This window comes from Micromonospora sp. DT233 (genome assembly GCF_049841815.1).
In the GTDB taxonomy this organism is placed as follows: domain Bacteria; phylum Actinomycetota; class Actinomycetes; order Mycobacteriales; family Micromonosporaceae; genus Micromonospora.
Genome location: NZ_JBNCLB010000003.1, coordinates 516,275 through 542,890 on the forward strand (window position 1 = coordinate 516,275; position 26,616 = coordinate 542,890).

Annotated in this window: 19 protein-coding genes and 3 pseudogenes; 16 read left to right on the top strand and 6 right to left on the bottom strand. The window is 76.2% G+C overall.

Translation table 11 applies throughout. The annotated features are described in order from the left end of the window. Positions 1-126 precede the first annotated feature (126 nt). The gene (locus ACLQ2V_RS10415) at positions 127-1,023 is read right to left on the bottom strand and encodes a zinc finger domain-containing protein (protein ID WP_425718180.1); all 897 of its coding nucleotides are present in this window, start codon (positions 1,021-1,023) and stop codon (positions 127-129) included. A gap of 109 nt (positions 1,024-1,132) precedes the next feature. On the opposite strand from ACLQ2V_RS10415, the gene ACLQ2V_RS10420 reads away from it, so the two are divergent. Then, on the top strand, positions 1,133-2,413 hold the full coding sequence (locus ACLQ2V_RS10420; protein WP_425718181.1) for a hypothetical protein: 1,281 nt from the start codon (positions 1,133-1,135) through the stop codon (positions 2,411-2,413). Between the two features lie 13 nt (positions 2,414-2,426). On the opposite strand, the gene ACLQ2V_RS10425 is transcribed toward ACLQ2V_RS10420, so the two are convergent. Both ACLQ2V_RS10425 and ACLQ2V_RS10430 read right to left on the bottom strand, forming a co-directional pair. Next, positions 2,427-2,669 carry a CPCC family cysteine-rich protein gene (locus ACLQ2V_RS10425; protein WP_229401180.1) on the bottom strand — a complete coding sequence of 81 codons (243 nt, stop codon included), beginning with the start codon at positions 2,667-2,669 and terminating at the stop codon, positions 2,427-2,429. 32 nt (positions 2,670-2,701) lie between these two features. Further along, positions 2,702-3,532, bottom strand: coding sequence for an SAM hydrolase/SAM-dependent halogenase family protein (locus tag ACLQ2V_RS10430; protein ID WP_425718182.1), 831 nt, complete (start codon positions 3,530-3,532; stop codon positions 2,702-2,704). 76 nt (positions 3,533-3,608) lie between these two features. Here ACLQ2V_RS10430 and ACLQ2V_RS10435 point away from each other — a divergent pair, with 76 nt between their 5' ends. Next, positions 3,609-4,136: an RBBP9/YdeN family alpha/beta hydrolase gene (locus ACLQ2V_RS10435; protein ID WP_425718183.1), complete on the top strand. Its 528-nt coding sequence runs from the start codon at positions 3,609-3,611 to the stop codon at positions 4,134-4,136. A 111-nt stretch (positions 4,137-4,247) separates the two neighbouring features. Here ACLQ2V_RS10435 and ACLQ2V_RS10440 read toward each other — a convergent pair whose 3' ends face one another. Next, positions 4,248-8,912 carry an ATP-dependent helicase gene (locus ACLQ2V_RS10440; RefSeq protein WP_425718339.1) on the bottom strand — a complete coding sequence of 1,555 codons (4,665 nt, stop codon included), beginning with the start codon at positions 8,910-8,912 and terminating at the stop codon, positions 4,248-4,250. Between the two features lie 213 nt (positions 8,913-9,125). On the opposite strand from ACLQ2V_RS10440, the gene ACLQ2V_RS10445 reads away from it, so the two are divergent. Further along, on the top strand, positions 9,126-9,512 hold the full coding sequence (locus ACLQ2V_RS10445; protein WP_425718184.1) for a hypothetical protein: 387 nt from the start codon (positions 9,126-9,128) through the stop codon (positions 9,510-9,512). Positions 9,513-9,700: 188 nt separating this feature from the next. Here ACLQ2V_RS10445 and ACLQ2V_RS10450 read toward each other — a convergent pair whose 3' ends face one another. Next, positions 9,701-11,287, bottom strand: coding sequence for a DUF4139 domain-containing protein (locus ACLQ2V_RS10450; protein ID WP_425718340.1), 1,587 nt, complete (start codon positions 11,285-11,287; stop codon positions 9,701-9,703). 177 nt (positions 11,288-11,464) lie between these two features. Here ACLQ2V_RS10450 and ACLQ2V_RS10455 point away from each other — a divergent pair, with 177 nt between their 5' ends. The 9 genes and pseudogenes from ACLQ2V_RS10455 (at position 11,465) to ACLQ2V_RS10495 (ending at position 21,423) form a co-directional block, all read left to right on the top strand. Further along, positions 11,465-14,314 (top strand): Na+/H+ antiporter subunit A, encoded by a 2,850-nt coding sequence (locus tag ACLQ2V_RS10455; protein WP_425718185.1) that lies wholly within the window; start codon positions 11,465-11,467, stop codon positions 14,312-14,314. Continuing rightward, positions 14,311-14,778, top strand: coding sequence for a Na(+)/H(+) antiporter subunit C (locus tag ACLQ2V_RS10460; RefSeq protein ID WP_425718186.1), 468 nt, complete (start codon positions 14,311-14,313; stop codon positions 14,776-14,778). Before ACLQ2V_RS10455 ends, ACLQ2V_RS10460 begins: the two co-directional genes overlap by 4 nt. Continuing rightward, positions 14,775-16,289: a Na+/H+ antiporter subunit D gene (locus tag ACLQ2V_RS10465; protein ID WP_425718187.1), complete on the top strand. Its 1,515-nt coding sequence runs from the start codon at positions 14,775-14,777 to the stop codon at positions 16,287-16,289. Before ACLQ2V_RS10460 ends, ACLQ2V_RS10465 begins: the two co-directional genes overlap by 4 nt. Further along, positions 16,286-16,984, top strand: a complete 699-nt coding sequence (locus ACLQ2V_RS10470) for a Na+/H+ antiporter subunit E (protein WP_425718188.1) — start codon at positions 16,286-16,288, stop codon at positions 16,982-16,984. The genes ACLQ2V_RS10465 and ACLQ2V_RS10470 overlap by 4 nt, the downstream gene beginning before the upstream one ends. Next, positions 16,981-17,244: a monovalent cation/H+ antiporter complex subunit F gene (locus ACLQ2V_RS10475; protein ID WP_425718189.1), complete on the top strand. Its 264-nt coding sequence runs from the start codon at positions 16,981-16,983 to the stop codon at positions 17,242-17,244. The genes ACLQ2V_RS10470 and ACLQ2V_RS10475 overlap by 4 nt, the downstream gene beginning before the upstream one ends. Next, complete coding sequence (gene mnhG / locus ACLQ2V_RS10480; RefSeq protein ID WP_425718190.1) at positions 17,241-17,579, top strand: monovalent cation/H(+) antiporter subunit G; 339 nt, start codon at positions 17,241-17,243, stop codon at positions 17,577-17,579. Before ACLQ2V_RS10475 ends, mnhG begins: the two co-directional genes overlap by 4 nt. A 160-nt stretch (positions 17,580-17,739) precedes the next feature. Further along, positions 17,740-19,059, top strand: a pseudogene (locus tag ACLQ2V_RS10485) (hemolysin family protein); the annotation flags it as partial. A 215-nt stretch (positions 19,060-19,274) separates the two neighbouring features. Next, on the top strand, positions 19,275-20,342 hold the full coding sequence (locus ACLQ2V_RS10490; protein WP_425718191.1) for a hemolysin family protein: 1,068 nt from the start codon (positions 19,275-19,277) through the stop codon (positions 20,340-20,342). Positions 20,343-20,493: 151 nt separating this feature from the next. Next, positions 20,494-21,423, top strand: a complete 930-nt coding sequence (locus ACLQ2V_RS10495; RefSeq protein WP_425718192.1) for a sporulation protein — start codon at positions 20,494-20,496, stop codon at positions 21,421-21,423. 33 nt (positions 21,424-21,456) lie between these two features. Here ACLQ2V_RS10495 and ACLQ2V_RS10500 read toward each other — a convergent pair whose 3' ends face one another. Continuing rightward, positions 21,457-22,719: a bifunctional pyridoxamine 5'-phosphate oxidase family protein/GNAT family N-acetyltransferase gene (locus ACLQ2V_RS10500; protein WP_425718193.1), complete on the bottom strand. Its 1,263-nt coding sequence runs from the start codon at positions 22,717-22,719 to the stop codon at positions 21,457-21,459. 38 nt (positions 22,720-22,757) lie between these two features. Between ACLQ2V_RS10500 and ACLQ2V_RS10505 the strand changes: the two genes are divergently transcribed. The 4 genes and pseudogenes from ACLQ2V_RS10505 (at position 22,758) to ACLQ2V_RS10520 (ending at position 26,437) form a co-directional block, all read left to right on the top strand. Continuing rightward, entirely contained in the window at positions 22,758-24,095 is a 1,338-nt protein-coding gene (locus ACLQ2V_RS10505; protein ID WP_425718194.1) for an aminotransferase class I/II-fold pyridoxal phosphate-dependent enzyme, read from the top strand. Positions 24,096-24,285: 190 nt separating this feature from the next. Further along, a pseudogene (locus ACLQ2V_RS10510) lies at positions 24,286-24,792 on the top strand (uracil-DNA glycosylase family protein); the annotation flags it as partial. Between the two features lie 82 nt (positions 24,793-24,874). Beyond that, a pseudogene (locus ACLQ2V_RS10515) lies at positions 24,875-26,246 on the top strand (MFS transporter). After that, on the top strand, positions 26,237-26,437 hold the full coding sequence (locus ACLQ2V_RS10520) for a DUF3046 domain-containing protein (protein WP_425718195.1): 201 nt from the start codon (positions 26,237-26,239) through the stop codon (positions 26,435-26,437). The pseudogene ACLQ2V_RS10515 and the gene ACLQ2V_RS10520 overlap by 10 nt, the downstream one beginning before the upstream one ends. The last annotated feature ends 179 nt before the right edge of the window (positions 26,438-26,616 follow it).

Sequence of the window (26,616 nt, forward strand, 5' to 3'; positions counted from 1 at the left end):
GCCGGTTTGACGATGGGTGAGCGGTCAACCGCAGCATGCGACGTGGCGGCCCGGTTAGGAATTACCCATTCGTCCCAATCTGGGGATCTTCCGGGTCCGGGTCGCCCCGGTCCGCGCGGCGCCGCCTCAGGACGGCCCCGGCTGGCAGGCCGGGCACCAGTAGGTGACCCGCTCGCCCAGCTCCTCCTTGCGGATGGCGGTGCCGCAGCGGCGGCACGGCTGCGCCCGCCGGCCGTACACGTAGGTGGTCTGGCCCCGGCGCAGGGAGCCGGTGCTGCTCTGCGTCCACCGCCCCCGGTTGGCCGCCAGCAGCCGCTGGGCGAGCGCCACCGTGCCGGCCAGGTCGGGCACCGCCCCGACGGCCGTCCACGGCGAGAGCCCGCGCAGGAAGAGCACCTCGCACTTGTAGAGGTTGCCCACCCCGGCGAGGTTGCGCTGGTCGAGCAGCGCCTCGCCGATCGTCGCCGCCGGCTGGGCGGCCAGCCGCCGGACCGCCTCCGCCGGGTCCCAGTCCGCGCCGAGCAGGTCCGGCCCGAGGTGTCCGACGAGCTCGTCCTCCCGCGCGGTCGGCACCAGTTCCAGGTCGTGCAGGTGGTACCCGACGGCCACCGCCCCGGCGCTGCGCAGCACCGCCCGGATCAGGTGCGCGGGGCGGGCGCTCCATCGCTCGCCCGGCGCGTACGCCCGCCAGGCCCCGTCCATCCGCAGGTGCGAGTGCAACGTCCAGTGGACGGTCCCGCCGTCGGCCGTCCCGCTGCCGGTCGTCCCTTGGTCGGGCGTTGCCGGGCCGGTCGTCCCGCCGTCGGGCGTTGCCGGGCGGTCCGTGGCCGGGCCGGGCGGTTCGGGGGCGGCCAGCCGCAGCAGCAGGTGCTTGCCCCGGCTGGCCGACTCGCGGACGGTCCAGCCGGTCAGGTCGGTGGTGGCGAGCCGGGGCACCCGGAAGTCGCTGCCGGTGAGCCGGGCCCCGCCGAGGGCGCGCTCCAGCACGCGGGCGGTGTTCCAGACGGTGTCGCCTTCGGGCACCCCGCCATCCTCCCTCCCCGAGCGGCACTCGCGTGTAGCGCCATCTGTATCGCGCTTCCCAGCTATCCCCTCATAACGGAACGATCAGGAGGTTAAGAGGAGGAACAACATGAATCGCCCTCGAAGTGCCGCTCGCGGCATCGCCCTCGCCCCCCTGCTCGCCGGGGCCCTCGCCGTCGTGCTCTCCCCGGCCGCCGTCCCGAACCCGTTCGCCCCCGCCCTGCGCCCGGCCGCCGCCGCGCCGGCCGCCTCCGGTCCTGCGGTCGGCGGGTCGGCCGAACAGTGGCAGGTGGAGCTCTCCGGCGCGCGCGGCCAGAACACCCGATGGTCCGGCGGCCGGCTCCGGCTGCTCGACCGCAGCCCTCGCGCGATCACCTCCGCCGCGCTCGGCCGACGCCCGCCGGTCGCCGAGGGCGTGTACCTCGGCCCGGCCCGCACCCTGGCCCGGCCCGCCACCCGGATCCGCGCCGAGGTCGCCGCCGAGGTCGGCCGCGACGCCGCGCTGGAGGTCCAGGTGCGGGGCCGCTCCGCCGCCGGCTGGACCGAGTGGCGCACCGCCGCCCCCGCCGCCGTCCTCGACCGCCCGGTCACCCGAGTCCAGGCCCGGCTGCTGCTCACCGCCCGCGCCACCGGGGCCACCCCGGCGGTACGCGCCGTCCGGCTCACCGCCGACCGGGCGGCCGTCGTCGCCGCCGCCACGCCGGGGCGGGTGCACCGGGTGTACGCCACCCGGATCGGGCTGGTCGGCGAGACCACCGCCAACGGGCACGTCGTGCAGCCCCGCGACCACTTCGTGGCGCTGCCCTCGCGGCGGGCGCTCGCCCCGCTCGGCGCCGGCGACTACACCCTGCGGGTCTGCACCGTCGGCGGCGGCCGCTGCGAGTACGCCCCCGTCTGGGACGTCGGCCCGTGGAACACCCGCGACGACTACTGGAACCCCTCCGGCGTCCGGGAGAACTGGAAGGACCTGCCCCAGGGGCTCCCCGAGGCGCAGGCGGCGTACCAGTCCGGCTATCACGGCGGGCGCGACCAGTTCGGCCGCACCGTGGGAAACCCCGGCGGCGTCGACCTCGCCGACGGGACCTTCTGGGACGGCCTGCAACTGGCCGACAACGCCTGGGTCGACGTCGCGTACCTCTGGACCGGCACCGGCCCGCACGGCGTGATCGGCGACGGCCCGCTGAACCTGCGCGCCGGCCCCGGCACCGGGTACGCCGCCCGTGGCCTGGCCGCCACCCACGCCGTGGTGCCGATCCAGTGCCACGTCACCGGCCAGACCGTCGCCGGCCCGTTCCGCACCACGAACCGCTGGAACCGCCTGGCCCCCGGTCACTACGTCAGCCACGCGTACGTCTCCGCCGTCCACGGCGGCACCCCACCCCGCTGCTGACCCCCCCATCCGGTCAGGGGCGTTCCTCCGGGCGGGGCGGGCGGACGATGTCCTGGTAGCGGGGGTGGCTGGCACCGTAGATGGCGAAGTTGAGCCGCGCGTGGGACAGGCTGAGGTCGCCGTTGGGGCCGCCCCGCACCACGTCGGCGTCGGCGTCACCCTGGCCGTCGTCGGTCCAGAAACAGACCGGGCAGGTGCCACCACCGGTCAGCGACGCGCAGCAGGGGCATGCCGGAGGAACCCATTGATCACCCACCGGGAGAGCATTCCACAACCCGCCAACGGGCATCAGTCCGCCAGTGGTCCGATTTCAGCAGCCGCCGATTCGTCCCCGCTCGTCCGGTCGGCGGCGTCGACCGACACCAGGTCACCCGGCCCGACCGCCAGCGCGTCGGCGGCCCGGCCGTTGCGCACCGCCGCCGCGACCCGCCCGGCGGAGTCGACGTGGACGACCAGCGCGCCGGGCGGGGCGTCGCCGAACGTACGCCCGTGCACCGCCGGACGGCCGGCCACCGACAGCCGGGCCGGCAGCGCGGCCAGCAGCTCGCCCGGCGCGGCGAGCTGCACGTTGCCGAAGTGGTCCACGGTCAGCACCTCGGCGGTGAAGCCGTCCGGGGTCGGCCGCAGCACCGGCTCGGGGAGCCGGACCAGGGTGGCGGGGTCGACCGCCGGGCCGGCGTCGGGCAGCGCGGCGCCCAGCGCCAGCCGGGCCGCCACCGGGGCGAAGACGTCCCGCCCGTGGAAGGTGCGGGAGACCTCCGGGGCCAGCCACCGCGGGTTGGTCAGCTCGACGGCCGCCGTGATCCCGCCGAGCGCGGTGGCGGCGTCGGGCAGCAGCCCGTTGTCGGGGCCGACCAGCGTCCCGCCCGGGGTGGCCAGGGCGATCCCGCGCCGGGCCGTGCCCACCCCCGGGTCGACGACCGCGACGTGCACCCCGACCGGCAGGTACGGCACCGTCTGGGCGAGCACGGCCGCGCCCCGCCGCACGTCGGCCGGCGGGACCAGATGGGTCACGTCGATGATCCGGGCCGCCGGGGCGAGCCGGGCGATCATCCCGTGGCAGGCGGCCACGAAGCCGTCGGCGAGGCCGTAGTCGGTGGTCAGCGAGATCCACGCCATGGGCGTCCTCCTCGTACTCCGGGGTCTGTCGGGCCGTGGGCGGCGTGGCCGCCGGCTCGACGCTAGCCTTTCGGCCATGACCCGCGTGCTCCTGGTGCCCGGCCGCAACGAGCCGCTGCCCGGTCACTGGCAGGAGTGGCTGCGCGGCCGGGACCCGCAGCGCCGCCGGGTCCGCCACGCGCGGCGCGGCCGGTACGTGACCGTCGACCGGCTGGCCGCGCTGGCCGCCGCGATCGACGAGTCGGCCGAGCCGACCGTGCTGGTGGCGCACAGCGCCGGCTGCCTCACCGTGGCGCTGTGGGCGCGCGGCGGCCCCGGCCCGGTGCGGGGGGCCCTGCTGGTCGCCCCGCCGGACCTCGCCGAGCCGTGGACGGACGGGGAGTCCTCGATGCCGGCGCTGCCCGCCGGGCGGCTGCCGTTCCCGGCGATCCTGGCCGCGAGCCGCACCGACCCGGTGATGGCCTACGAGCGGGCGGCGCACCACGCCGAGCGGTGGGGCGCGGAGCTGGTCGACCTCGGCGATGTTGGGCACATGACCACCGCCGACGGGTACGGCCCGTGGCCGCTGGCGGAGGAGCTGATCGCCCGGCTGGCCGCGCCCTGACACCTGCGTTCCGGACGGGGAGATCGTCCTGACGGCGGCCCGTCTCCCCAGTGGCTGGCTTGGTCTCTGGCTGTGCGATGAGCCGTCCGCGCTGGTCAGGCCGCGGTGAGGTCAGCCGCGTAGGCGCAGGCCGCGCGGGGTGGCCCGGAAGCCGGCGGCGGTCAGCGCCTCGCTCAGCGGGGACGCCCCGACCGCCTCCCCGTCGGCCCGCTCCACCGACATCGCCCCGAGCGCCCCGGAGTGCACCGCGTCGGCGAGCGCCCGGCCGGCCGCCGCCAGGGCGGCGGGGTCGTCGGCGAAGGAGAGGATCGTCCGGCCGCCCCGCTCGACGTAGAGCACCAGGTCCCCGCCGACCAGCACCACCACCGCGCCCGCCTTGCGCCCGGCCCGGTGCCCGGTGGCCGGTGCCGCCCCGTCGCCGGAGTCGACCACCCGCTCCGGCCAGGGCAGGGCCGCGCCGTACGGGTTGGCCGGGTCGGTGGCGGCGAGCACCAGGGCGGACCCGCCCCGACCACCGCCGGTCGCCGCGCCGCCTCGCTTCCGGGCGCCGTCGCCCACCTGCCCCGAGCCGCCGTCGTCGTCCCGATCCCGGCGGCCGTCGCCCACGTCGGCGAGGGCGCGGATGCGCTCCACCGCCCCGGGCACCGCGAACTGGGCCGCGCCGAGGCCCTCCACGAAGTATCCCCGCCGGGCCGCCCCGCGCTCCTCCAGCGCCGACAGCACCGGATAGACGGCGGCGAAACCGCCGGTCACCTGCTCGGCGACGACCGCGCCCCGGGTCACCACGCCGTGCCGTTCCAGCAGCACGTCGGCCAGGGCGGCGGCCCGCCGGGTCGGGTCGAGGTCCCGCTCCGGCAGCCGCGACCAGCGGCCGGCGACGGTGGGCGGGCCGCTGCGGCTGGGCAGCGCGACGCGGCCGGGGCGGCGGTAGCGGGTGCGCGGCGCGGCGGGCCGGGACCGGTGTGCCCCGCCGCCGCCCAGCGCCGCCCGCAGCGGGGCGAGGGTGTCGTTGGTGAGGTGCCCGGCCCAGACCAGGTCCCAGAGCGCGGCGACCAGCGCGGCGTCGTCGGTGCAGGCCACCCGGTCGGCCAGCGACCGGAAGAACAGCGCCTGCCCGTCGGCGAGGGCATCGAGCACGGCGTCGTGCAACGGCGTACGGGTCAGCGCGTCGTCGGGCGCGGGGAGCAGCAGCGGCGCGGTGTCGGCGTACGCGAGGGTGACCCAGCCGTCGCCGCCGGAGATCGCCCCGGAGCCGGCCCAGAGCACCTCGCCGCTGGCGCAGAGCTCGTCGAGCTGGGCGGGGGAGTAGTCGGCGACCCGGGCGGGCAGCACCAGGCGTTCCAGTGCGGACGCCGGCACCGCCGCGCCCTGCAACTGCTCCACGGCGGCGGCGAGGGCCTCCACGCCCCGGGCCGACCCGCCGACCTGCTGCCAGCGGGGCAGGAACGCGGCGAGCGCCGCGGGCGGCACCGGCTCGATCTCCCGGCGCAGCGCGGCCAAAGAGCGGCGGCGCAGCATCCGCAGCACCTCCGCGTCGCACCACTGGGCGCCCACCGTGTCCGGGGTGAACTCGCCGGAGACCACCCGCCCCGTGGCGGCGAGCCGGCGCAGCGCCTGCTCCACCACGAACACCCCGAGCCCGAACCGGGCGGCGCAGGTGGCGGCGGCGAACGGGCCGTGGGTGCGGGCGTACCGCGCGACCAGGTCGCCGAGCGGGTCGGCCACCGGCGTCAGGTATGCCTCGGCCACCCCCATCGGCAGCGCCACGCCGAGCGCGTCGCGCAGCCGGGCGGCGTCCTCGACGATCACCCAGCGGTCCTGGCCGGCGATGCGCACCCGCAGCACCCGCCGGGCCGCCGCCAGCTCGGTGAGCCAGTCGACCGGGACACCCCGCTCGGCCAGCTCCGCCTCCGACAGGTCGCCGAGGGTGCGCAGCAGCTCGACGGTGTCCTCGGCGTCGCGGGGGCGGCGCTGCTCGGTGCGCCAGCGCAGCTGCCGCTCGGTCTCGGCCAGCACCGCCGGGTCGAGCAGCTCGCGCAGGTCGACCCGGCCGAGCAGCTCGCCGAGCAGCGCCGAGTCCAGCGACAGGGCGGCGGCCCGCCGCTCGGCCAGCGGGGCGTCGCCCTCGTAGAGGAACGCGCCGACGTACCCGAAGAGCAGCGAGCGGGCGAACGGTGACGGCTTGGTGGTCTCCGCCTCGACCAGGCGGACCTTGCGGGCGGCCAGGTCGCGCATCAGCCCGGCCAGCGCCGGCTGGTCGAAGACGTCCTGCAGGCATTCCCGGGCGGCCTCCAGGGTGACCGGGAAGTCCGCGTACTCGCGGGCCACGTCGAGCAGTTGGGCGGCGCGCTGGCGCTGCTGCCAGAGCGGCTGGCGGCGGCGCGGGTCGCGGCGGGGCAGCAGCAGCGACCGGGCCGCGCACTCGCGGAACCGGGCGGCGAAGAGCGCGGACGTGCCGACGGACTCCTCGACGAGCTGGGCGATCTCGTCAGGGTCGAAGACCACCACGTCGGCGCCGGGCGGCTCGTCGGCGGTGTCCGGCAGCCGCACCACGATCCCGTCGTCGGAGGGCATCACCTGGGCGTCCACCCCGTACCGCTCGGCCAGCCGGCGGCCGATGGCCAGCGCCCACGGGCCGTTGACCCGCGCGCCGAGCACCGAGTGCACGGCGAGCCGCCAGTCGCCCAGCTCGTCGCGGAACCGCTCGACGACCACCGTCCGGTCGTCGGGCAGGTGGCGGGTGGCGGCCTGCTGCTCGCGCAGGTACGCCATCAGGTTGCCGGCGGCCCAGTCGTCGAGCCCGCCCGCGCGCAGCGCGGCCGTCGCCGCCGCGTCGTCCTGGCGCAGCAGGGTGCGCACCCGGGCGCCGATGGCCCGGCCCAGCTCCACGGGGCGGCCGAGCTGGTCGCCCTTCCAGAACGGCATCCGCGCGGCCTGCCCGGGGGCGGGGGAGACCAGCACCCGGTCGGGGGTGATCTCCTCGATCCGCCAGGAGGACGAGCCGAGCAGGAAGACGTCGCCGATGCGCGACTCGTAGACCATCTCCTCGTCCAGCTCGCCGACGCGGGCGGCGCGTTGCGCCCCGGCGAGGAAGACCCCGAAGAGCCCCCGGTCGGGGATGGTGCCGCCGCTGGTGACGGCGAGCCGCTGCGCCCCGGGCCGGCCGGTGAGCACGTCGGCGGCCCGGTCCCAGACCAGCCGGGGCCGCAGCTCCGCGAACGCGGTCGACGGGTAGCGCCCGGAGAGCATGTCCAGCACGGCGTGCAGCGCGGAGTCGGGCAGCTCGGCGAAGGGCGCGGCCCGCCGCACCAGGGCGGCCAGGTCGCCGACCCGCCACGGCTCCAGCGCGACCATCGCCACGACCTGCTGGGCCAGCACGTCGAGGGGGTTGCGCGGGTGGTGTAGCTCCTCGATGGCACCGGCGGCCATCCGCTCGGCGACCACCGCGCAGGAGAGCAGGTCGCCCCGGTGCTTCGGGAAGACCACCCCCCGGGAGACCGCGCCGACCTGGTGCCCGGCCCGGCCGACGCGTTGCAGGCCGGAGGCGACGCTGGGCGGGGCCTCGATCTGCACCACCAGGTCGACCGCGCCCATGTCGATGCCCAGCTCCAGGCTGGAGGTGGCGACCACGGCGGGGAGCTGGCCGGACTTGAGCGCCTCCTCGATGTGCTTGCGCTCGGAGCGGGAGACGCTGCCGTGGTGGGCGCGGGCGATCACCGGGGCCGCGCCGGTCGCCGCCCCGGACTGGGCCATCACCTCGGCCGGCTGCCGGGCGGGGACCGGCGCGGCCGGCGTCGGGCCCGCCTCCTCGGCGGCCAGCTCGTTGAGCCGGGCGCAGAGCCGTTCGGCGCTGCGCCGGGAGTTGGTGAAGACGATCGTCGAGCGGTGCGCCCGGATCAGCGCGAGGACCCGTTCCTCCACGGCCGGCCAGATCGACCCCCGGCGCGGGCCGGGGCCACCGAGGTCGTCGGGGGGCTGCTCCGGGTCGTCGAGGCGGGTCATGTCCTCCACCGGGACCTGGACGCTCACCTCGATGGTCTTGGCGCTGGGCGGCTGCACCACGTCGACCGGGTGGGCCCCGCCGAGGAACCGGGCGCAGCCCTCGATCGGCCGGACGGTGGCCGACAGGCCGATGCGCTGCGCGGGCGCGGGCAGCAGCTCGTCGAGGCGCTCCAGGGTCAGTGCCAGGTGGGCGCCGCGCTTGGTGCCGGCGACGGCGTGCACCTCGTCGACGATGACCGTCTGCACGCCGCGAAGCGAGTCCCGCGCGGCGGAGGTGAGCAGCAGGAACAGCGACTCGGGGGTGGTGATGAGGATGTCCGGCGGGGTGCGGGCGAAGGCCCGCCGCTCGTCGGCGGGGGTGTCGCCGGTGCGCATCCCCACGGTGATCTCCGGCGGGGCCACGCCGAGCCGGGTGGCGGCCTGCCGGATGCCGGCCAGCGGGCCGCGCAGGTTGCGCTCCACGTCGACGGCGAGCGCCTTGAGCGGGCTGACGTAGAGCACCCGGCAGCGCTGTCGGGGCTCGGCCGGTGGCGGTGCGGCGGCCAGCCGGTCCAGCGACCAGAGGAACGCCGCGAGGGTCTTGCCGGAGCCGGTGGGGGCGACGACCAGGGCGTTGCGCCGGGCGGCCACGGAGCGCCAGGCGCCGATCTGGGCCGGGGTGGGCGCGGCGAAGGCCGCGTCGAACCACTCCCGGGTCGCCGGGCCGAAGCCCGCGAGCACCCGTCGCGCCTCCGCCGCGCCGAAGCCGGCCGTCACCTGCGTCACGCCCCCCATCCTGCCTCGGGGGTGGGACATCGCCCCGCCCTCCGGCGCGGCCGTCGGGGTGGAGCGCGACTTCCGTTGCGCCTGCCGTCCCGCCGAGGCCTTCCCCCGCTGCGGCGAATTATGGCGAAACGGCAGCTTCTTCCGTTAAGTGTCACTTAACTGCTTGCTAGCAAGCCGCCACCTAAAGTAACTTCACTCGCAGTGTTGGGTGAAGGAGAGCGGATGACCGTCGAGGAACGAGGTGCCGGGTTCGGCACCGATGTGCTCATTCGCAAGGTCGACAGCCATCTTGCCGCACTCCGCACCGGCCTGCACGGCCCCGAGCTGGAGCTGGCCGAGCGGCTCGCGGCCTGCCTGCGGGAGTTGGTCCGGCAGACCGCCCAGTCCAGCGCCGCCGACCGGGGCCAGGTCCGCGCCGCCGTGCACTACTTCGTCCTGCGCCGGGAGAGCCGGGGCCGGCTGCTGCCGGTGCGCTCGCTGGCCGCCGCCCAACGCGTGGTCAACAAGGCCGTGCTCCAGCTGGGCCGCCCCGACCTGCTGGTGGAGAGCCACCGCGACTTGGTGGAGAGCCACCGCGATCTGTTGGTGGCGATCCACCCCGAGCGCTGACCGCGCCGACGGGCGAAACCTCGGTTTCTGGGCCCTCGGGCACGGTCGCCGGCGGCGGGAGCAGGCCACCGTGACGTCCCGGCACCGCGCGACAGCGATCCTCGGTACGCCCCGGCTCACCCCCGTACGGGTCGTTGGGGCGTGGACGGAGGTCCGACCGTCCGGCCCGGCCCCGGGCGGTCAGCCGGTCACTCCCGCCAGCCGGCCAGCTCGACACCCTTGGCGAGCTCGACGCGGAAGCCCATGGTGATCTCGCCGCTCTCCCCGGGGCCGAGCCGCAGCCGCCAGGTCAGCTCGCCCAGCTCGGTGCGCTCGGCCGGCGGCGGGGCGAGGGTGCCGTCGCGCACCACCACGGCCTCGTCGCGGGAGACCGGAAGCTGGTCGAGCACCTCCACGGTCGCCGGTCGGGGCGTGTGGTTGGCCACCGAGATCCGGTATTCCACGTCGCGCCGCCGGGTCGAGCCGAGCGCGGCCCGGGTCTCGGCCCGCCGGCTGAGCTCCCGCTCCACCCGGACCCGGTCGTCGACCCCGAGCGCCAGCTCGGTCTCCTCGCCGGGCGCCCACGTCGGCAGCCGGGTGGCCGCGACGAAGTCGGCGTCGTGGAAGACCGCCGCCGGGCCGGGGAGCAGCGTGTGCGCCGACGTGTTGCGGACCGTGGCCCGCAGGTGTGCCTCGGCCGCGCGCACCGGCGCGGTCACGTGGTCCAGCCGGGTCGGCAGCTCCAGCACGGCGATGGTGGCCCGGTGCGCGCTGCCGTCGGCCGGCACGGCGACCGGGCGGGCCGGCCGGTAGGTGGTGGCGCTGACCCCCTGCTCGACCTCGGCCACGCTCTCCTGCACCTTCGGCCGCGCCGCGCCCGTGCGGGCCGGGCCGCCCGTGCGGGCCGGCGCAGCGCCGGGCGGCGCGGGCGGGGGCGCCGCGCCGAAGCTCCCCGCCGCCATGGCCGCGCCGATCGGCGGCAGCGGCCGGACCCGGTCCAGATACCACGGCGACAACTCGGGTACGCCGGACGTCGCCGCCGGCCGCGCGGTGGAGAGCTGCAGCGGGCACTGCGGCCAGTCCTCGCCGGTGTCCTGACTGACCAGCCCGAACCAGGTCACGGTCATGGTGTCGCCGACCAGCCGCAGGTCGTACGAGGGTCGCCAGCGGGCCCCGTCGACCAGGTAGGTCAGCTCCAGCTCCAGCTCGGCGGCGTCGGCGTCCACCGAGACGGTCACCTCGGCGGCCAGCCGGTCCGGGGCCCGCTTGCGGCGCGTGGCGTCGAGGTCGCGCTCCACGGCGGCCAACTCCTCGGTCAGCTCGGTGCGCCGCCGGGACAGCGTGCGCCGACGGCCGTGGGAGTCGGCGAGCTGGCCGGCCACCGAGTCGGCGAAGGTCGCCACGTCGGCCGGGTCGGCGTCGCCGGAGGCGAGCGCGCGGGCGTACGTGCCGCCGGCCCGGTCGGCCAGCCGGGCGAGGAACTGCCCCCGCTGCGCCTCGATCTCGACCTCGTCGTCGGCCTCGGCCCGCTCCTCGGTCAGCTCCCGCCGCCGCCGCTCCAGCTCGCGGACCTGCTCGTCGGCGCTGCGCGGCTGCCGCCAGGTGGTGACGTCCACGCCCAGCACGGTGGCCGCGCCCCGGCCGCCGACCCGCAGCGAGTCCTGCCGCAGGCCCAGCGGCAACGGCGCGATCCGGAGCCGGTGCTCACCGGCGGGCAGGCGGGTGCTGCCCCGGCGGGTGACCCGGGCGCGGTCCGGGTAGACGGTCACGCCGACGACGGGTGCTTCGATCTCCACTGCGTTCACGGCGGCGAGGATAGCGGGACCGTGCTCGTGTCGTCGACGGCCCGTAGCGGAGGGCTCACCCGGCGAATTCCGGCAAAACCCCCCATCGGCCTGCGAACTGGCGTCTGATCGCTGCTAGGCGTCCACCGCACCGGAGGTGCGCCGCTGCCACCTCGACCGGGAGCACGGGTGCTCGTACTGCTGATCCTCCACCTCGTGGCGGCGCTGGCTGCGCCGCTGCTGGTGCGGTGGTGGGGTCCGCGGGCGTGCTACCCGTTGGCGCTCGCGCCCGCCGCCGCGTTCGGCTGGGCGCTGGCGCGCACCCCGGCGGTACGCGACGGCGGCGCGCTGGTCGAGACGTACCCCTGGGTGTCGCAGTTGCGGTTGGCTTTGACGTTCCGGCTGACCACCCTGTCCTGGCTGATGACCCTGCTCGTCGGCGGGGTCGGCGCGCTGGTGCTGGTCTACTGCGCCCGGTACTTCTCCGCCGGCTCGGTGGGGCTGGCCCGCTTCGCGGCCGTGCTGGTCGCCTTCGCCGGCGCGATGCTCGGCCTGGTGCTCGCCGACGACCTGCTGCTGCTCTACGTCTGCTGGGAGCTGACCACGATCTTCTCCTACCTGCTGATCGGGCACAGCGCCGAGCGGCGCTCCAGCCGCTGGGCGGCGGCGCAGGCGCTCATGGTGACCACCTTCGGCGGGCTGGCCATGCTGGTCGGGTTCCTGATGCTCGGCCGGCACGCCGGCACCTACCGCTGGTCCGCCCTGGCGGAGGCCGAGCTGCCGCACGGCGGGTACCTGGCCGTCGCCGTGCTGCTGGTGCTGGCCGGGGCCCTGTCCAAGTCGGCGATCCTGCCGTTCAGCTCCTGGCTGCCCGCCGCGATGGCCGCCCCCACCCCGGTCAGCGCGTACCTGCACGCGGCGGCGATGGTGAAGGCCGGCGTCTACCTGCTGGGGCTGCTGGCGCCCATGCTGGCCGTGGTCGGCCCGTGGCGGCCGGTGGTGCTCACCGCCGGGCTGCTGACCATGCTGGCCGGGGGGTGGGCGGCGCTGCGGCAGACCGACCTGAAGCTGCTGCTGGCCTACGGCACCGTCAGCCAGCTCGGCCTGATCACCGTGCTGCTCGGGGCGGGCCACCCGCAGGCCGCCCTGGCCGGTACGGCGATGCTCTTCGCCCACGCGCTGTTCAAGGCGGCGCTCTTCCTCGTCGTCGGCGCGATCGACCACGCCGCCGGCACCCGTGACCTGCGGGAACTCTCCGGCCTGCGGCGGCGGCTCCCGCTGCTGGCCGTCGTCGGGGCGCTGGCCGCGGCCTCCATGGCCGGGGTGCCCCCGCTGATCGGCTTCGTCGCCAAGGAGGCCGCCTTCGCCGCCTTCACCGACCAGCCGCTGGTGCTGGCCGGACTGGTCGCGGGGACCGTGCTCACCGTCGCCTACAGCGCCCGCTTCGTCTGGGGCGCGTTCGCCGACCGGCCGGGCGTCGCGCCGACCGAACCCGAGCGCGTCCCCGCCGCCATGCTGGGCCCGCCGACCCTGCTGGCCGTCGCCGGCCTCGTCGTCGGCGTGCTCGCCGGCCCGCTGGGGGCGCTGCCGCGCCCGTACGCGGAGCTCTTCGGCCCGGTCACCGAGAAGCTGGCGCTCTGGCACGGGCCGACCGTCGCGCTCGGGCTCTCCGCCCTGGCACTCGCGGGCGGCGCGCTGCTCTTCGCGCTGCGCGGCCCGCTGGCGCCCGTGGTGGAGCGGGTCCGCGCGCCGGTCAGCGGCGCCAAGGGGTACGAGTGGCTGACCCACCGCTTCGACCGCGTCGCCATCGAGGTCACCGGCGCCACCCAGCGCGGCTCCCTGCCGCAGTACCTCGGCACGATTTTGGTGGTCCTGGTGCTGGTGCCCGGCGGGGCGATGCTGGCGACCCGCCCGTGGCGGCAGGGCATCGAGGTGTGGAACCACCCGCTGCAGCCGGTGGTGGGGCTGGTGATCGTGGTGGCGGCGGGACTCGCGGTCGGCGCCCGCCGCCGGCTCACCGCGATGCTGCTGGTCGGGGTCACCGGCTACGGCGTGGCGATGATCTTCGTCCTGCACGGCGCGCCCGACCTGGCGCTGACCCAGTTCCTGGTGGAGTCGTCGACCATCGCGGTCTTCGTGCTGGTGCTGCGCCGGCTGCCGGAGCGGTTCTCCGCCCGGCCGCTGCGGCTCAGCCGCTGGGTGCGCCGCTCGATCGGGGTGGCCGTCGGGGTGGTCCTCGCCGGCCTCTGCCTGGTCGCGGCCGGGGCCCGCACCGCGCCGCCGATCGCGCTGGACTTCCCGGACCTGGCGGTCACCCAGGGGTACGGGCGCAACGTCGTCAACGTGACCCTGGTCGACATCCGCGCCTGGGACACCATGGGCGAGATCTCGGTGCTGGTGGCGACCGCGACCGGGGTGGCCAGTCTGATCTTCCGGCGGTCCCGGACCGGGCCCCGCCCGCGTCGCCCCCGCCGCCGCCCGGAGCCCCGGCTGCACCGCCCGGGACCGCAGCGGCCGATCTGGCTGCGCGGCGGCCCGACCCTGCGGGAACACCGCCGGTCGGTCGTCTTCGAGGTGATCACCCGGCTGATCTTCCACACGGTGGTGCTCTTCTCCCTCTTCCTCCTCTTCTCCGGCCACAACGCGCCCGGCGGCGGCTTCGCCGGCGGCCTGGTGGCCAGCCTCGCCCTCGTCGTGCGCTACCTGGCCGGCGGCCGGTACGAGCTGGCGGAGGCGGCCCCGGTGGCCGCCGGCACGGTCCTCGGCGCCGGCCTGGCGATCGCGGTCGGCAGCGGCCTGGTGCCCCTCGTCGTCGGCGGGGCGGTGCTGCAGAGCGCGAAGATCGAGTTCTGGCTGCCCGGCGTCGGCGACCTCTACGTCGTCACGTCGCTCTTCTTCGACATCGGCGTGTACCTGATCGTGGTCGGCCTGGCGCTGGACATCCTGCGCAGCCTCGGCGCGGAGATCGACCGGCACATCGAGGCGGACGGCAGGAACCAGCGGGCACTGGCCGTGAACCCGCAGGGGAGGCGGCGATGAGCGGGACCGGAGCGACCCTGGTGCTGGTGCTCCTCGTCGGGGTGCTCGCCGGCACCGGCGTCACCCTGCTGCTGGAGCGCAGCCTGACCCGCATCCTGCTCGGCGTCATCCTCTTCGGCAACGGGGTGAACGTGCTGATCCTGCTCGGCGGCCGGCCCGGCGGCGCGCCGGTGGTCGGCAGCGGCCCGCAGGAGCGGATGAGCGACCCGCTGACCCAGGCGATGGTGCTCACCGCCATCGTGATCACCTTCGGCCTCACCGCGTTCCTGCTCGCCGTGGCGTACCGCAACTGGTACCTCGACGGCAACGACGAGGTGCAGGACGACCTGGAGGACCGCAAGATCGCCGAGCTGGCGGCGCGCAACGAGGCGCCCGCCTCCGACCTCGGCGGGGAGGGCCCCGACGACGACCCGGAGCAGGTCGATCCGGAGCCGCCGCCGCGCCGACCGGGGGGCCGGCGATGACGGGGTACGCGGCGCTGGTGCCGCTGCCGGTGATGCTGCCGCTGCTGGGCGCCGCGTTCACCCTGCTGCTGGCGCACCGGCCCCGGCTGCAACGCACCGTCAGCGTGATCAGCCTCTCCACCAGCCTGGTGGTGGCGGTGGTGCTGCTGGTCGAGGCGTACCGGCACGGGCCGGTGGTGGCGCGCATCGGCGGGTGGGCCCCGCCGGTGGGGATCGTGCTGGTCGCCGACCAGCTCGCCGCGCTGATGGTCGTGGTCTCCCTGGCGGTGACGCTCTGCGTGCTGCTCTACTCGATCGGCCAGCGCCGTTCCGACATCGGCGAGAACACCCCGGTGACCATCTTCCACCCCACCTACCTGGTGCTCACCGCCGGCGTGACGAACGCCTTCCTCGCCGGCGACCTGTTCAACCTCTTCGTCGGCTTCGAGATGCTGTTGGCCGCGAGCTTCGTGCTGATCACCCTCGGCGGCACCGAGGTCCGGATCCGGACCGGGTCGATCTACGTGGTGGTCAGCGTCCTCTCCTCGATGATCTTCCTGGCCGGGGTGGGGCTGGTGTACTCCGCCACCGGCACCCTCAACATGGCCCAGCTCGCCCAGCGGCTCGACGCGCTGCCCGACGGCGTCCGGCTCAGCCTCCAGTTGATCCTGCTGCTGGCGTTCGGGATCAAGGCGGCGGTCTTCCCCCTGTCGGCCTGGCTGCCGGACAGCTACCCGACCGCGCCCGCCCCGGTCACCGCCGTCTTCGCCGGCCTGCTCACCAAGGTCGGCGTGTACGCGATCATCCGTACCGAGACGCTGCTCTTCCCCGGCGGCGCGGCGACGACCCTGCTGATGGTGGTGGCCGGGCTGACCATGGTGGTGGGGATCCTCGGCGCCGCCGCCCAGTCGGACATGAAGCGGCTCTTCAGCTTCACGCTGGTCAGCCACATCGGCTACATGATCTTCGGGGTGGCGCTGAGCAGCGTCGCCGGGCTGGCCGCCGCGATCTTCTACGTGGTGCACCACATCACCATCCAGACCACCCTGTTCCTGGTCGCCGGGCTGGTCGAGGCGAAGGCCGGCAGCACCGACCTGCGCCGGCTGGGCGGGCTGGCCCGGATCGCCCCGCGCATCGCGGTGCTCTTCTTCATCCCGGCGATGAACCTCGCCGGGATCCCCCCGTTCTCCGGGTTCCTCGGCAAGCTGGGCCTGCTGGAGGCCGGGGTGAGCGCCGGCGGCCCGCTGCCCTGGACGCTGGTCGCCGCCGGCACCGTCACCAGTCTGCTCACCCTCTACGCCGCGTCCCGGGTGTGGAACATCGCGTTCTGGCGGGCGCCGCAGGTGCCCGCCGCCGCCCCGCCGATCCGGCTGCCCGCCCTGATGATCGGTGCCACCTCGGCCCTGGTCGTGCTGGGCGTGGCGCTCACCGTCGTCGCCGGGCCGCTGTTCGGGGTCACCACCGACGCCGCCACCGACCTGCGCGCCCGCATTCCGTACGTACGCGCCGTCCTGCCCGGCGACGCGCCATGACCGACGAGCGCCCGGCCGACGGTGAGCGCCCGGCCGGCGGTGAGCGCCCGGCCGGCGGTGAGCGCCCGGCCGGCGGTGAGCGCCCGGCCGGCGGTGAGCGCCCGGCCGGCGGTGAGCGTCGCCGCATGCGGCGGTTGCGGGACCAGCTGGTGGCGCTGTGCTGGATGGTCGGGGTCTGGTGCCTGCTCTGGGGTCGGTTCTCCCTGGGCAACCTGCTCGCCGGGCTGCTGGTCGGCGCGGCCGTGCTGGCCTTCTTCCCGCTGCCGCCGGTGACCTTCGGCGGCCGGCTGCGCCCCTGGCCGCTGCTCGTGCTGGCGGGCCGCTTCATCACCGAGCTGGTCAGCGCCAGCCTGCACGTGGCCGCCGTCGCCGTGCGACCCGGCTACCGGCCCCGGGGCGCGATCATCGCGGTGCGCCTGCGGCTGCGCACCGAACTGAACCTCGCCCTCACCGCCGAGGCGATCTCGCTGGTCCCGGGCACCCTGATCATCGACGTGGACCGCGACGACGGCGTGCTCTACGTGCACGTGCTCGACGTGCGCGGGCCGGCGGACCTGACCGAGAACCGGAACCGGGTCCTCGCCACGGAGGCCCGGATCGTCCGCGCGATCGGCTCCGCCGCCGAACTGCGCCTGCTGGACGACCCACCCCCCGACCAGTACGCCCGTCCCACCGCAAAGGGGTCCGACCCGTGACCGTGCTCCTCGCCACCGTCCTCACCGTGCTCTTCTCGGTCACCGCGCTGCTCGCGCTGGCCCGGCTCTACCGGGGGCCCTCGCTGCTGGACCGGGTGGTCGCGGCCGACATGCTGCTCAACACGATGGTCGGCGCGGTCGGGGCGGAGGCGGCGGTCAACCGGCACGCCAGCACCCTGCCCGTGCTCGTGGTGCTCTCCCTGCTCGGCTTCGTCGGCGCGGTGGCCCTGGTCCGCTTCGCGGTGCGGGAGGAGGCGTGAACGCGGGCGCGGTCGCCGACTGGGTGGGCGCGGCGTGCCTGATCGGCGGCGGGCTGCTCAGCCTCGTCGCCGGGATCGGCGTGCTGCGCTTCCCGGACGTGCTGGACCGGATGCACGCGGCCACGAAGCCCCAGGTGCTCGGCGTGCTGCTGCTGCTCGCCGGGGTGGCGCTGCGGCTGCGTTCGTCGTCCGACATCGGCATGATCGTCCTGGTCGCGGTCTTCCAGCTGACCACCGCGCCGGTGGCCGCGCAGATGGTGGGGCGGGCCGCGTACCGCTCGGGGCGGGTCGACCGCTCCCTGCTCGACGTCGACGAGCTCGCCGACGAGCGATGAGTCGGCCGCAGGTCGTTTTCGTGCTCCCCCAGCAGGCGCTCAGCCTGCGCCGATAAAATGGCTGCATGATCGACTCTTCTGTCCAGGAGGGCAGCAGTAGCACGCCGGGTCGTGCCCGGCCGCTGCCCGTCCCGACGACCCCGGGAGCCCTGAGCCACCCGTGTTGATCGTCGTGGGACTCATCCTCATCATCGTCCTCACCGCCGCCACCGGTTACTTCGTGGCCCAGGAGTTCGGTTACGTCGCCGTGGACCGGGGCAAGCTCAAGCAGCTCGCCGACGACGGCGACGCCGCCGCCGCCCGCGCCCTGGAGGTGACCGGCCGGCTCTCCTTCATGCTCTCCGGCGCGCAGCTTGGCATCACGGTGACCGCGCTGCTGGTCGGCTACGCCGCCGAGCCGTCGCTCGGCGCGGGGCTGGCCGAGCTGTTCGGGGTGGCCGGGGTGCCCACCAGGGTCGCCCTGCCGCTCTCGGTCGCCTCGGCCCTGCTCATCGCGACCATCGTGCAGATGGTCCTCGGCGAGCTGGCCCCGAAGAACCTCGCCATCGCCCGCGCCGAGCCACTGGCCCGGGCGCTCAGCCGCTCCACCCTGATCTACCTGAAGGTCTTCGGGCCGGTCATCACCCTCTTCGACCGGGCCGCCGTGCGGCTGCTGCGCCGCATCGGCATCGAGCCGATCGAGGAGCTGCCCAGCGGCGCCACCCCGCAGGACCTGGAACAGATCATCGCCGAGTCCCGCGAGGAGGGCAGCCTCGACGCCGAGATGTCCGACCTGCTCGACCGGGGGCTCGACTTCCGGGAGCTGACCGCCGGGGAGGCCATGGTGCCCCGCGTCGACGTGCACACCGTCCGGGCGCACGAGCCGCTGAGCCGGGTGGTGGAGCTGCTCGACACCGGGCACTCCCGCTTCCCCGTGCGCGGCACCGAGGGCGTCGACGACCTGGTCGGCGTCGTCGGCATCTCCGACGTGCTCGCCGTGGCCCCGGCCGAGCGGGCGAGCACCCCGGTCAGCGCGGTGGCCGTACCGCCGCTGCTGGTGCCGGAGACGCTGCCGTTGCCGACGGTGCTGGACCGGCTCCGGGTCGGGCACCGGCAGCTCGCCTGCGTGGTCGACGAGTACGGCGGCTTCGCCGGGGTGATCACCCTGGAGGACATCGCCGAGGAGCTGGTCGGCCCGATCCGCGACGAGGACGACCCACCGGACCGGGCCCCGGCCCGGCAGGAGGACGGCTCGTGGGTGGTGCCGGCGCGCTGGCGCATCGACGAGGTCGCCGACAGCACCGGCATCGAGCTGCCCGAGGGCACCGAGTACGACACCCTCTCCGGGCTGGTCATGCGGGAGCTGGGCCGGGTGCCCGAGGTGGGCGACCGGCTGGAGGTCGCCGTCAGCGTGGACGGCGATGCCCGGGCCGCGCCGCGCGCCCTGATCGAGGTGCTGGCGGTGGACCGGCACGTCGCCGACTCCGTGCGACTGCGCCTCGCGCCCCCCACCGCCGGGTCCGACCGGGCGACCGGTCGCCCCTCCGGCCGGGGGAGCGGCCGCACTTCGGGCCCGGGGGCCGACCGCCCGCCCGGCAAGGGCACCGGCGAGTCCGGCAACGGCACCGGTGCCGGCACCGGGTCCGGCAACGGCACCGGCAACGGCACCGGCCGGGCGGCGCGCAACCGCGCCGGCCGGCGGACGGGGGAGGCGGCATGAGCCCGGGTGTGGCGCTCTTCGTCTCCGTGCTGCTGCTGGCACTGAACGCCTTCTTCGTGGCCGCCGAGTTCGCGCTGGTGGCCAGCAAGCGCTACCGGCTGGAACAGGCCGTCACCGCCGGCGGCGGCCGGGGCGCCCGCGCCGCCCTCGACGGCGTACGCGAGCTCTCCCTGATGCTGGCCGGCGCGCAGCTCGGCATCACGCTCTGCACGCTGGGCCTGGGCGCACTGGCCGAGCCGGCGATCGAGCACCTGCTGAGCCCGCTGCTGCACGCGGTGGGCCTGCCGGACGCGGCCAGCCACATCGTGGCGCTGATCTTCGCCCTGGCCCTGGTCACCTTCCTGCACCTGGTGGTCGGCGAGATGGCGCCGAAGTCCTGGGCGATCACCGATGCGGAGCGCTCGGCGACCCTGCTGGCGCTGCCGTTCCGGGCCTTCGCCCGGGTGGCCCGGCCGGTGTTGTCGCTGCTCAACGCGCTGGCCAACGTGATCCTGCGGTTGATCGGGGTGCGTCCGCAGGACCAGCTCGCCCAGGCCCACGGCCCGGACGAGCTGCGCATCCTGCTGGAGCAGTCCCGCGAGCACGGCCTGCTCGGCGCGGAGCAGCACCAGATGCTCACCAGCATGCTGGAGTTGCAGGGCACCACGGTCGCCCAGGTGATGGAGCCCTTCGACCGCATCGTCACGGTCGGCCGGGACGACCCGGCGGAGCGGATCGAGCAGATCTCCCGCGACAGCGGCCGGTCCCGGTTGGCCGTGCTGGACGCCGGCGGCGAGGTGTGCGGCCTGGTGCACGTCCGGGAGGCCGTGCGGGCCACCACCACCGGGCGGGCCGCCACCGCCGGTGAGCTGATGAGCGCCGCCTTCACCCTGCCGGGGACGGCCTCGGTGACGGCGGCGGTGGCCGCGATGCGGGACCAGCAGGCCCAACTGGCCCTGGTCCGCAACGGCGGCGGGCCGACCCGGCCGATCGGCTTCGTGGCGTTGGAGGACCTGCTGGAGGAGGTCATCGGCGAGTTCGACGACGAGACCGACCCGGTGCCGAGGGGCCGCCGACTGCGCTGAGCCGGGGCCGCGCCGCGCCGGGTCGACGGTTGCGCTGAGCCCAACTGCGCCGCGCCGGGGCCGGGACCATCCCGGCCCCGGCCGCGCAGGAATGTCCGCCCGCCGCCCGGGAAAGCCGGGCCAGCGACGGCGGGTACGACAGGGGAGCGGCGTGCGGCTGACCGGGGTGTCCCCGGAGTCCGGCGGGACCGGGCTCTCGGTGCACACCACGCTGCCCAACCCGAGCACCCGCCCCGGGCTGCGGCTGCCCGGCCGGGTGACGCTGCGCGCCGGCGGGCAGGACGTCCCGGTCCGGTGGCTGCGCCTCGGCCTGGTCACCCAGGTCGAGCCGGACGACCCGGGCGCTCCCCGGCGGCTGACCCAGTTCCACCAGGTGCCGATCGCGGGCGCGTTCGTGGTGCCCGCCGGGCGGCGCCGGGCGGTCGACTTCGCCCTCCCGCTGCCCTGGGAGACGCCGCTGACGATCGTCGGCGGGGTGCCGCTGATGAGCCTGCGGATGGGCCTGCGCACCGAGGTGTCGCTCGACGTGGGCCTGGAGCAGGGCGCAATGGTGCCGGTCTTCGTGCATCCGCTGCCGACCCAGCAGCACATCCTCGCCGCGCTGGACACCCTCGGGTTCAACATGCGCCAGGCCGGCCTGGTCGCCGGCCGGCTCCCCGGGGTGGTGCAGGCGCTCCCGCTGCACCAACGGCTCGGCTGGTGGGTGGCCCCCCTCTACGCCGGCCCGATCACCGAGCTGGAGGTGACCTTCGTGGCGGACGCCGCCGGCCTGGAGGTGATCCTCTGGGCCGACCGCCGGCTCTCCCTGACGGGGATCACCCACCAGAGCATCAGCCGGTTCCGGGCGTGGCACGTCGGGGCCGAGCGGGCCGACTGGGTCGCCGTGGTCGACGGCTGGCTGCGGCACGCCATCAACCGCCACGCCGCCGCGGCGGCCCACGGCCACTGGTCGGCCCGGATCAACGAGTCGGCGCACGTGAGCCGCCCGCCGGACCAGCCGGTCCGCCCCGGGTACGGCCTCGGCGGCACCGCCGGGGGCGCCGGCATCGGCGGCGGGGGTGGCGGGGGCGACGGCACCTGAGCCCCACCCGCCGCCTTCAGGGCGCGGGAGGCGTCAGGAGGGGCCGACTCCCGGCGCCTGCGCTGCCGGGGTGGCTCGTAGCCGTTGCCGGAGCCCGGCCCGGGCGGGCGGCCACTCGTCGCTGGTGATGGAGTACTGCACGGTGTCGCGCCAGGAGCCGTCGGGCCGCAGTCGGTGCTTGCGCAGCACCCCCTCGCGGGTCGCACCGAGCCGTTCGATGGCCCGCTGCGAGCGCTCGTTGCGCAGGTCGGTCTGCCAGTACACCCGCACCGCGCCCAACTCCTCGAAGGCGTGGGTGAGCAGCAGCAGCTTCGCCTCGGTGTTGATCCCGGTGCGCCACCAGGGCCGGCCCAGCCAGGTGTACCCGATCGCCACCGCCCGCGCCGCCGGGTCCACCTCGTAGAACGACGTGGTGCCGACCACCGCCCCGGTGGCGGCGCAGCGCTGGACCCAGGGCACCCGCTCGCCCCGGTGGTGGGCGGCCAACGCCGCCCGGATCAGCTCGGCCGTCCCGGTCGGGTCGGCCGGCCGGGGGTAGCCCAGGTGCTGCCAGACCTGCGGGTCGTCGGTGGCGGCGTGCAGGTCGTCGGCGTGCGCGAGGTCCAGCGGTTCGAGCACGACGTGGTCGCCGCGCAGCGTCACCGGCTCCAGCCACGGCGGGCGGGCCGGCCGCAGGTACGCCGGCAGCGGCACGCGTACCCCCGCGTCCGGCTCGGGCGGCCCGGCGGTCGGCGTCAGCGGCACCACCCCGGCCCAGTGCGGCAGGTCCCCGTCGGCGGGGTCGTCGCGTACCCCGCCGGTGCGGGACCGGACGGAGACCTCGCGCAGCGGCAGCGCCAGGACCGCCGTCTCGGCCAGTTCCCGGCGGCTCGGCGGGCGGGAGTCCGCGCTGCGCCCGGCGGCGGTCTTCTCCACCAGGGCGGTCATCGCGGCGGACTTCTCGGCGGGGTCGGTGACCAGGTGGGCGGTGCCGTGCGCGACCACCGACCGGTAGTTGGCGCTGTGGTGGAACTGCGAGCGGGCGTAGACCAGCCCGTCGAGCAGGGTGACCGCCACGCAGACGGGCAGGCCGTCGCCCCGGGCGGCCAGCAGCGGCCGGCTGCCGGTGGAGCCGTGCAGGTAGAGGGTGTCGCCGAGGCGGACGTGCAGGGTGGGCAGCACCCGGGGCTCGCCGTCGACGACGAAGCCGAGCGCGCAGTGGTACGCCTCGTCGAGGACGGCATGCGCGCCGGCCCGGTCGTAGCTCATCCGGTCGCGGGTGCGGGTGGCGGTGGTCCGGGGTGTGGGCGGGTACACGCGACGGCACTCCTTTGTTCTAGTACAATGTTGAATTTGTGTCAGCACGTTATCAGCTCAGGGGCGGCACGGCCGCCGAGATCTCGGCCAGCATCGAATCGGGCATCCGCCGCGGCGCGCTCGCGGCCGGGGTCGCGCTGCCGCCGGTGCGGGCGCTCGCCGCCGAGCTGCGGGTCAGCCCCGCCACCGTCGCCCGCGCCTACCAGGAGCTGCGCGGGCGCGGCCTGCTGGCCACCGCCGGTCGGCACGGCACCCGGGTGCGCCCCCGGCCGCCGATCGCGGGCCGCCGGGCCCTGCGCCCGCCCCCCGCGCCCGGTGCCCGCGACCTCTCCCAGGGCGACCCGGACACCCGACTGCTGCCGCCGCTCGGCCCGCACCTGAGCGCCCTCGCCGCCGACGTCGGCACCCCCCTCGGGTACGCCTCGGTCGGCGTCCTGCCCGCCCTCGCCGACGCCGCCCGGGAGCGGCTCGCCGCCGACGGGGTGCCCGCCGCCGAGGTGACCGTCACCGGGGGCGCGCTCGACGGCATCGAACGGCTCCTCGCCGCCCACCTGCGCCCCGGCGACGCCGTCGCCGTGGAGGACCCGGGCTGGGCCAACCTGCTGGACCTCGTCGCCGCGCTCGGGCTGCGCCCCATCGGCGTCCCGGTCGACGACGACGGGCCGGTCGAGGCCGGGGTGCGGGCCGCCCTGGCCGCCGGGGCCCGCGCCCTGGTGGTGACCAGCCGGGCGCAGAACCCGACCGGCGCGGCCCTCTCCGCCGACCGGGCCGCCGCGCTGCGCGCCCTGCTCGCCGGCCGCGACGACCTGCTGCTGATCGAGGACGACCACGCCGCCGAGGTGGCCCGCACGCCGCTGCACCCGCTCGCCGGAGCGACCCCGGCGTGGGCCTTCGTCCGGTCGGTCAGCAAGCCGTACGGGCCCGACCTGCGGCTCGCCGTGCTGGCCGGCGACGAGGCGACCGTGGCGCGGGTGGCCGGGCGGGCCCGGCTCGGCGCGGGCTGGGTCTCCACCGTGCTGCAACGCCTCGTGCTGGCGCTCTGGCGCGACCCGGCGACCGCCGCGCTGGTGGCCCGGGCCGGCGAGAGCTACGAGCGACGCCGGGTCGACCTGCTCGCCGCCCTGGCCGAGCGCGGCCTGACCGGCCACGGCCGCACCGGCATCAACGTCTGGCTGCCGGTGCCGGACGAGACCGGCGCCCTCACCGCCCTGCGCGACGCCGGCTGGGCGGTCGCCCCGGGGGCGCTGTTCCGCATCGCCGCCGAGCCCGGCCTGCGGATCACGGTCAGTCCTCTCGACGCCGCCGAGATCCCGGCGTTGGCCGACGCGCTGGCCGCCGCCGTCCGCCCCGCGCCGAGCTCCGGCTTCACCGCCTGACGGTGAGGATGTCGGGGCGGGGTCACCCGGCCCGGTCCGACCCGGCCGCCCGGGGGCGGGGCACCTGGCGGCGGCGGAAACGCCGACGCGCCGGCTCGGGTGCCCACGCGGGCGCGGCGACGGCGGGTAAGAAGATCACCATGACCGACCAGAGCGACCCCGCCCCCGGCGCGCAGCGGTTCATCCCACGGACCAGCGCGGGCTGCCCTTCGTCGGGCCGGCCGGGCGGCTGCTGCGCCGGGCGGTCGACGACGCCGGGCTGGACCCCGCCCAGCTCTACCTGACCAACGCCGTCAAGCACTTCCGGTTCGAGCTTCGCAGCAAGCGGCGCATCCACCAGACCCCGGACCGGGTGCACGTCACCGCCTGCCGTCCCTGGCTCGTCGCCGAGTTCGCCCGGCTGCGCCCGCAGGTCGTGGTGGTGCTGGGCGCGACCGCCGCGAAGGCGCTGCTCGGCCCCGCGTTCCGGGTGACCCGGCAGCGGGGCGCGCTGATGCCCTGGCCGGCCTGCACCGAGCACCCGGAGGACTTCGCCCGGGTGCCGGTGGACTCCGCCGGAAAGGTCGCCGCCGCCCCGGCGACCCGACTCCTGGCCACCATCCACCCCTCGGCGGTGCTGCGCGCCGACGACCAGGACACCGCGTACGCCGGCCTGGTCGCCGACCTCACGACGGCCGCCGCCGCCCTCCCCGCCTGACCCGGCTGTCGGCGTGGGTGGGGTTGGGCAAGGATGGGGCGGCCCACCGCCCCTTACCGCGCCGCCCCACCGAGGAGCCCCGATGGTCACCGACCTCACCGCGCCGCCGCCGACCCGGGCGGCCGTCGCCGCGATCCAGCGCCGCACGGTGCGGCTGCTGGTCGTGAACCAGATCATCGGAGGCATCGGCGTCACCATCGGCGTCTCGGTCGGCGCGCTGCTCGCGGCCCGGATCGCCGGCACGGCGGTCGCCGGCCTGGCGCAGAGCGCCGCGGTGGTGGGCGGCGCGCTGCTCGCCGTCCCGATCACCCGGATCATGACGGGGTACGGCCGCCGACCCGGCCTGGTCACCGCGTACCTGGTCGGGGCGGTCGGGGGCGTGCTGGTGGTGCTCGCCGCGACGACCCGCCAGGTGCCCCTGCTCTTCGTCGGCATGCTGCTCTTCGGCGGTGGCTCGGCGGCCAACCTCCAGGCCCGGTACACGGCCGTCGACCTCGCCGAGCCGGCCCGCCGGGGCCGCCAGCTCTCCCTCGTCGTCTGGGCCACCACGATCGGGGCGGTGGCCGCGCCGAACTTCGCCGCCCTCGCCGACGGGATCACCCGGGGCTGGGGGCTGCCGTCGCTGGCCGGCCCGTTCCTCTTCAGCGCCGTGGCGTTCGCGCTCGCCGCCGGCGTACTGCTGGTGCTGCTCCGGCCCGACCCGCTGCTCACCGCGCGCCGGCTCGCGGCGGCCGAGGCCCCCGAACCCGCCGCCGCCGTTCCCACCCCGGCCGTTCCCACCGTCCCGGCGGCCCGCACCGTCCCCACCGGCTCGGCGGCCCGCCGACGCGCGGCGGGCATGCGCGCCGCCGCGCGGGTGGTCCGGGCCCGGCCGGCGGCCCGGCTGGGCATCGCCGCCGTCGCGGTCGGCCACCTGGTGATGGTCGCGGTGATGTCGATGACCCCGGTACGGCTCGACGAGTACCACGCCGACGCCGACGTGCTCGGGGTGGTCGGGGTGGTGCTGAGCCTGCACATCGCCGGCATGTACGCGCTCTCCCCGGTGGTCGGCTGGCTCACCGACCGGCTCGGCCGGCGGCCGGTGATCCTCGGCGGCGTGGCGGTGCTGCTGGCCGCCTGCGCGGTGGCGGGTGGCTCCGGACACCACACGGCCGGGCTCTCGGTCGGTCTGGTGCTGCTCGGGCTGGGCTGGTCCGCGACGATGGTGGCCGGCTCCACCCTGCTGTCGGAGTCGGTGCCGGCCGACGTGCGCCCCAGCGTGCAGGGGCTCGGCGACCTGACGATGGGCCTGGCCGGGGCGGGTGCCGCCGCGCTGAGCGGCTTCGTCATGCAGGTGGCCGACTATCCGACTCTCGCCCTGCTGGCGGCGATCGCGACGGTGCCGCTGTTGGCGCTAGCGTTGCGTACGGCGCCGGTGACGGCGTCGGACGAGGGGGAGTGAGACGTGCGGCTGACCGACTTCTGGACTCGGCTGGAGGAGGCGTTCGGGCGGGGTTACGCCGCCAGCATCGCCTCCGACCAGGTGCTGCCCGAGCTCGGCGGGCGGACCATCGAGCAGGCGCTGCGCGCGGGTGAGCAGGCCCACGTCGTGTGGCGTGCGGTGGTCGCCGCGTACCCCGACCGGGTGCCCGCCCGACTGCGCTGAGCGGCCTTTTCGTCCGATCCGCGTGTCGCTTTTCGAGTCGTACACCTGTTCGGCTATTGTCCACAGCGGGGTGCTTGTCCACAGCTCGCGGCCGGTCGGCTGGTTTTCTGTCGGACCCAGCGCCTAGCGTGTCCGCGTGACGCGAAGCTCAGGAAAGACGCCGGCTAAAGCAGGGGTGG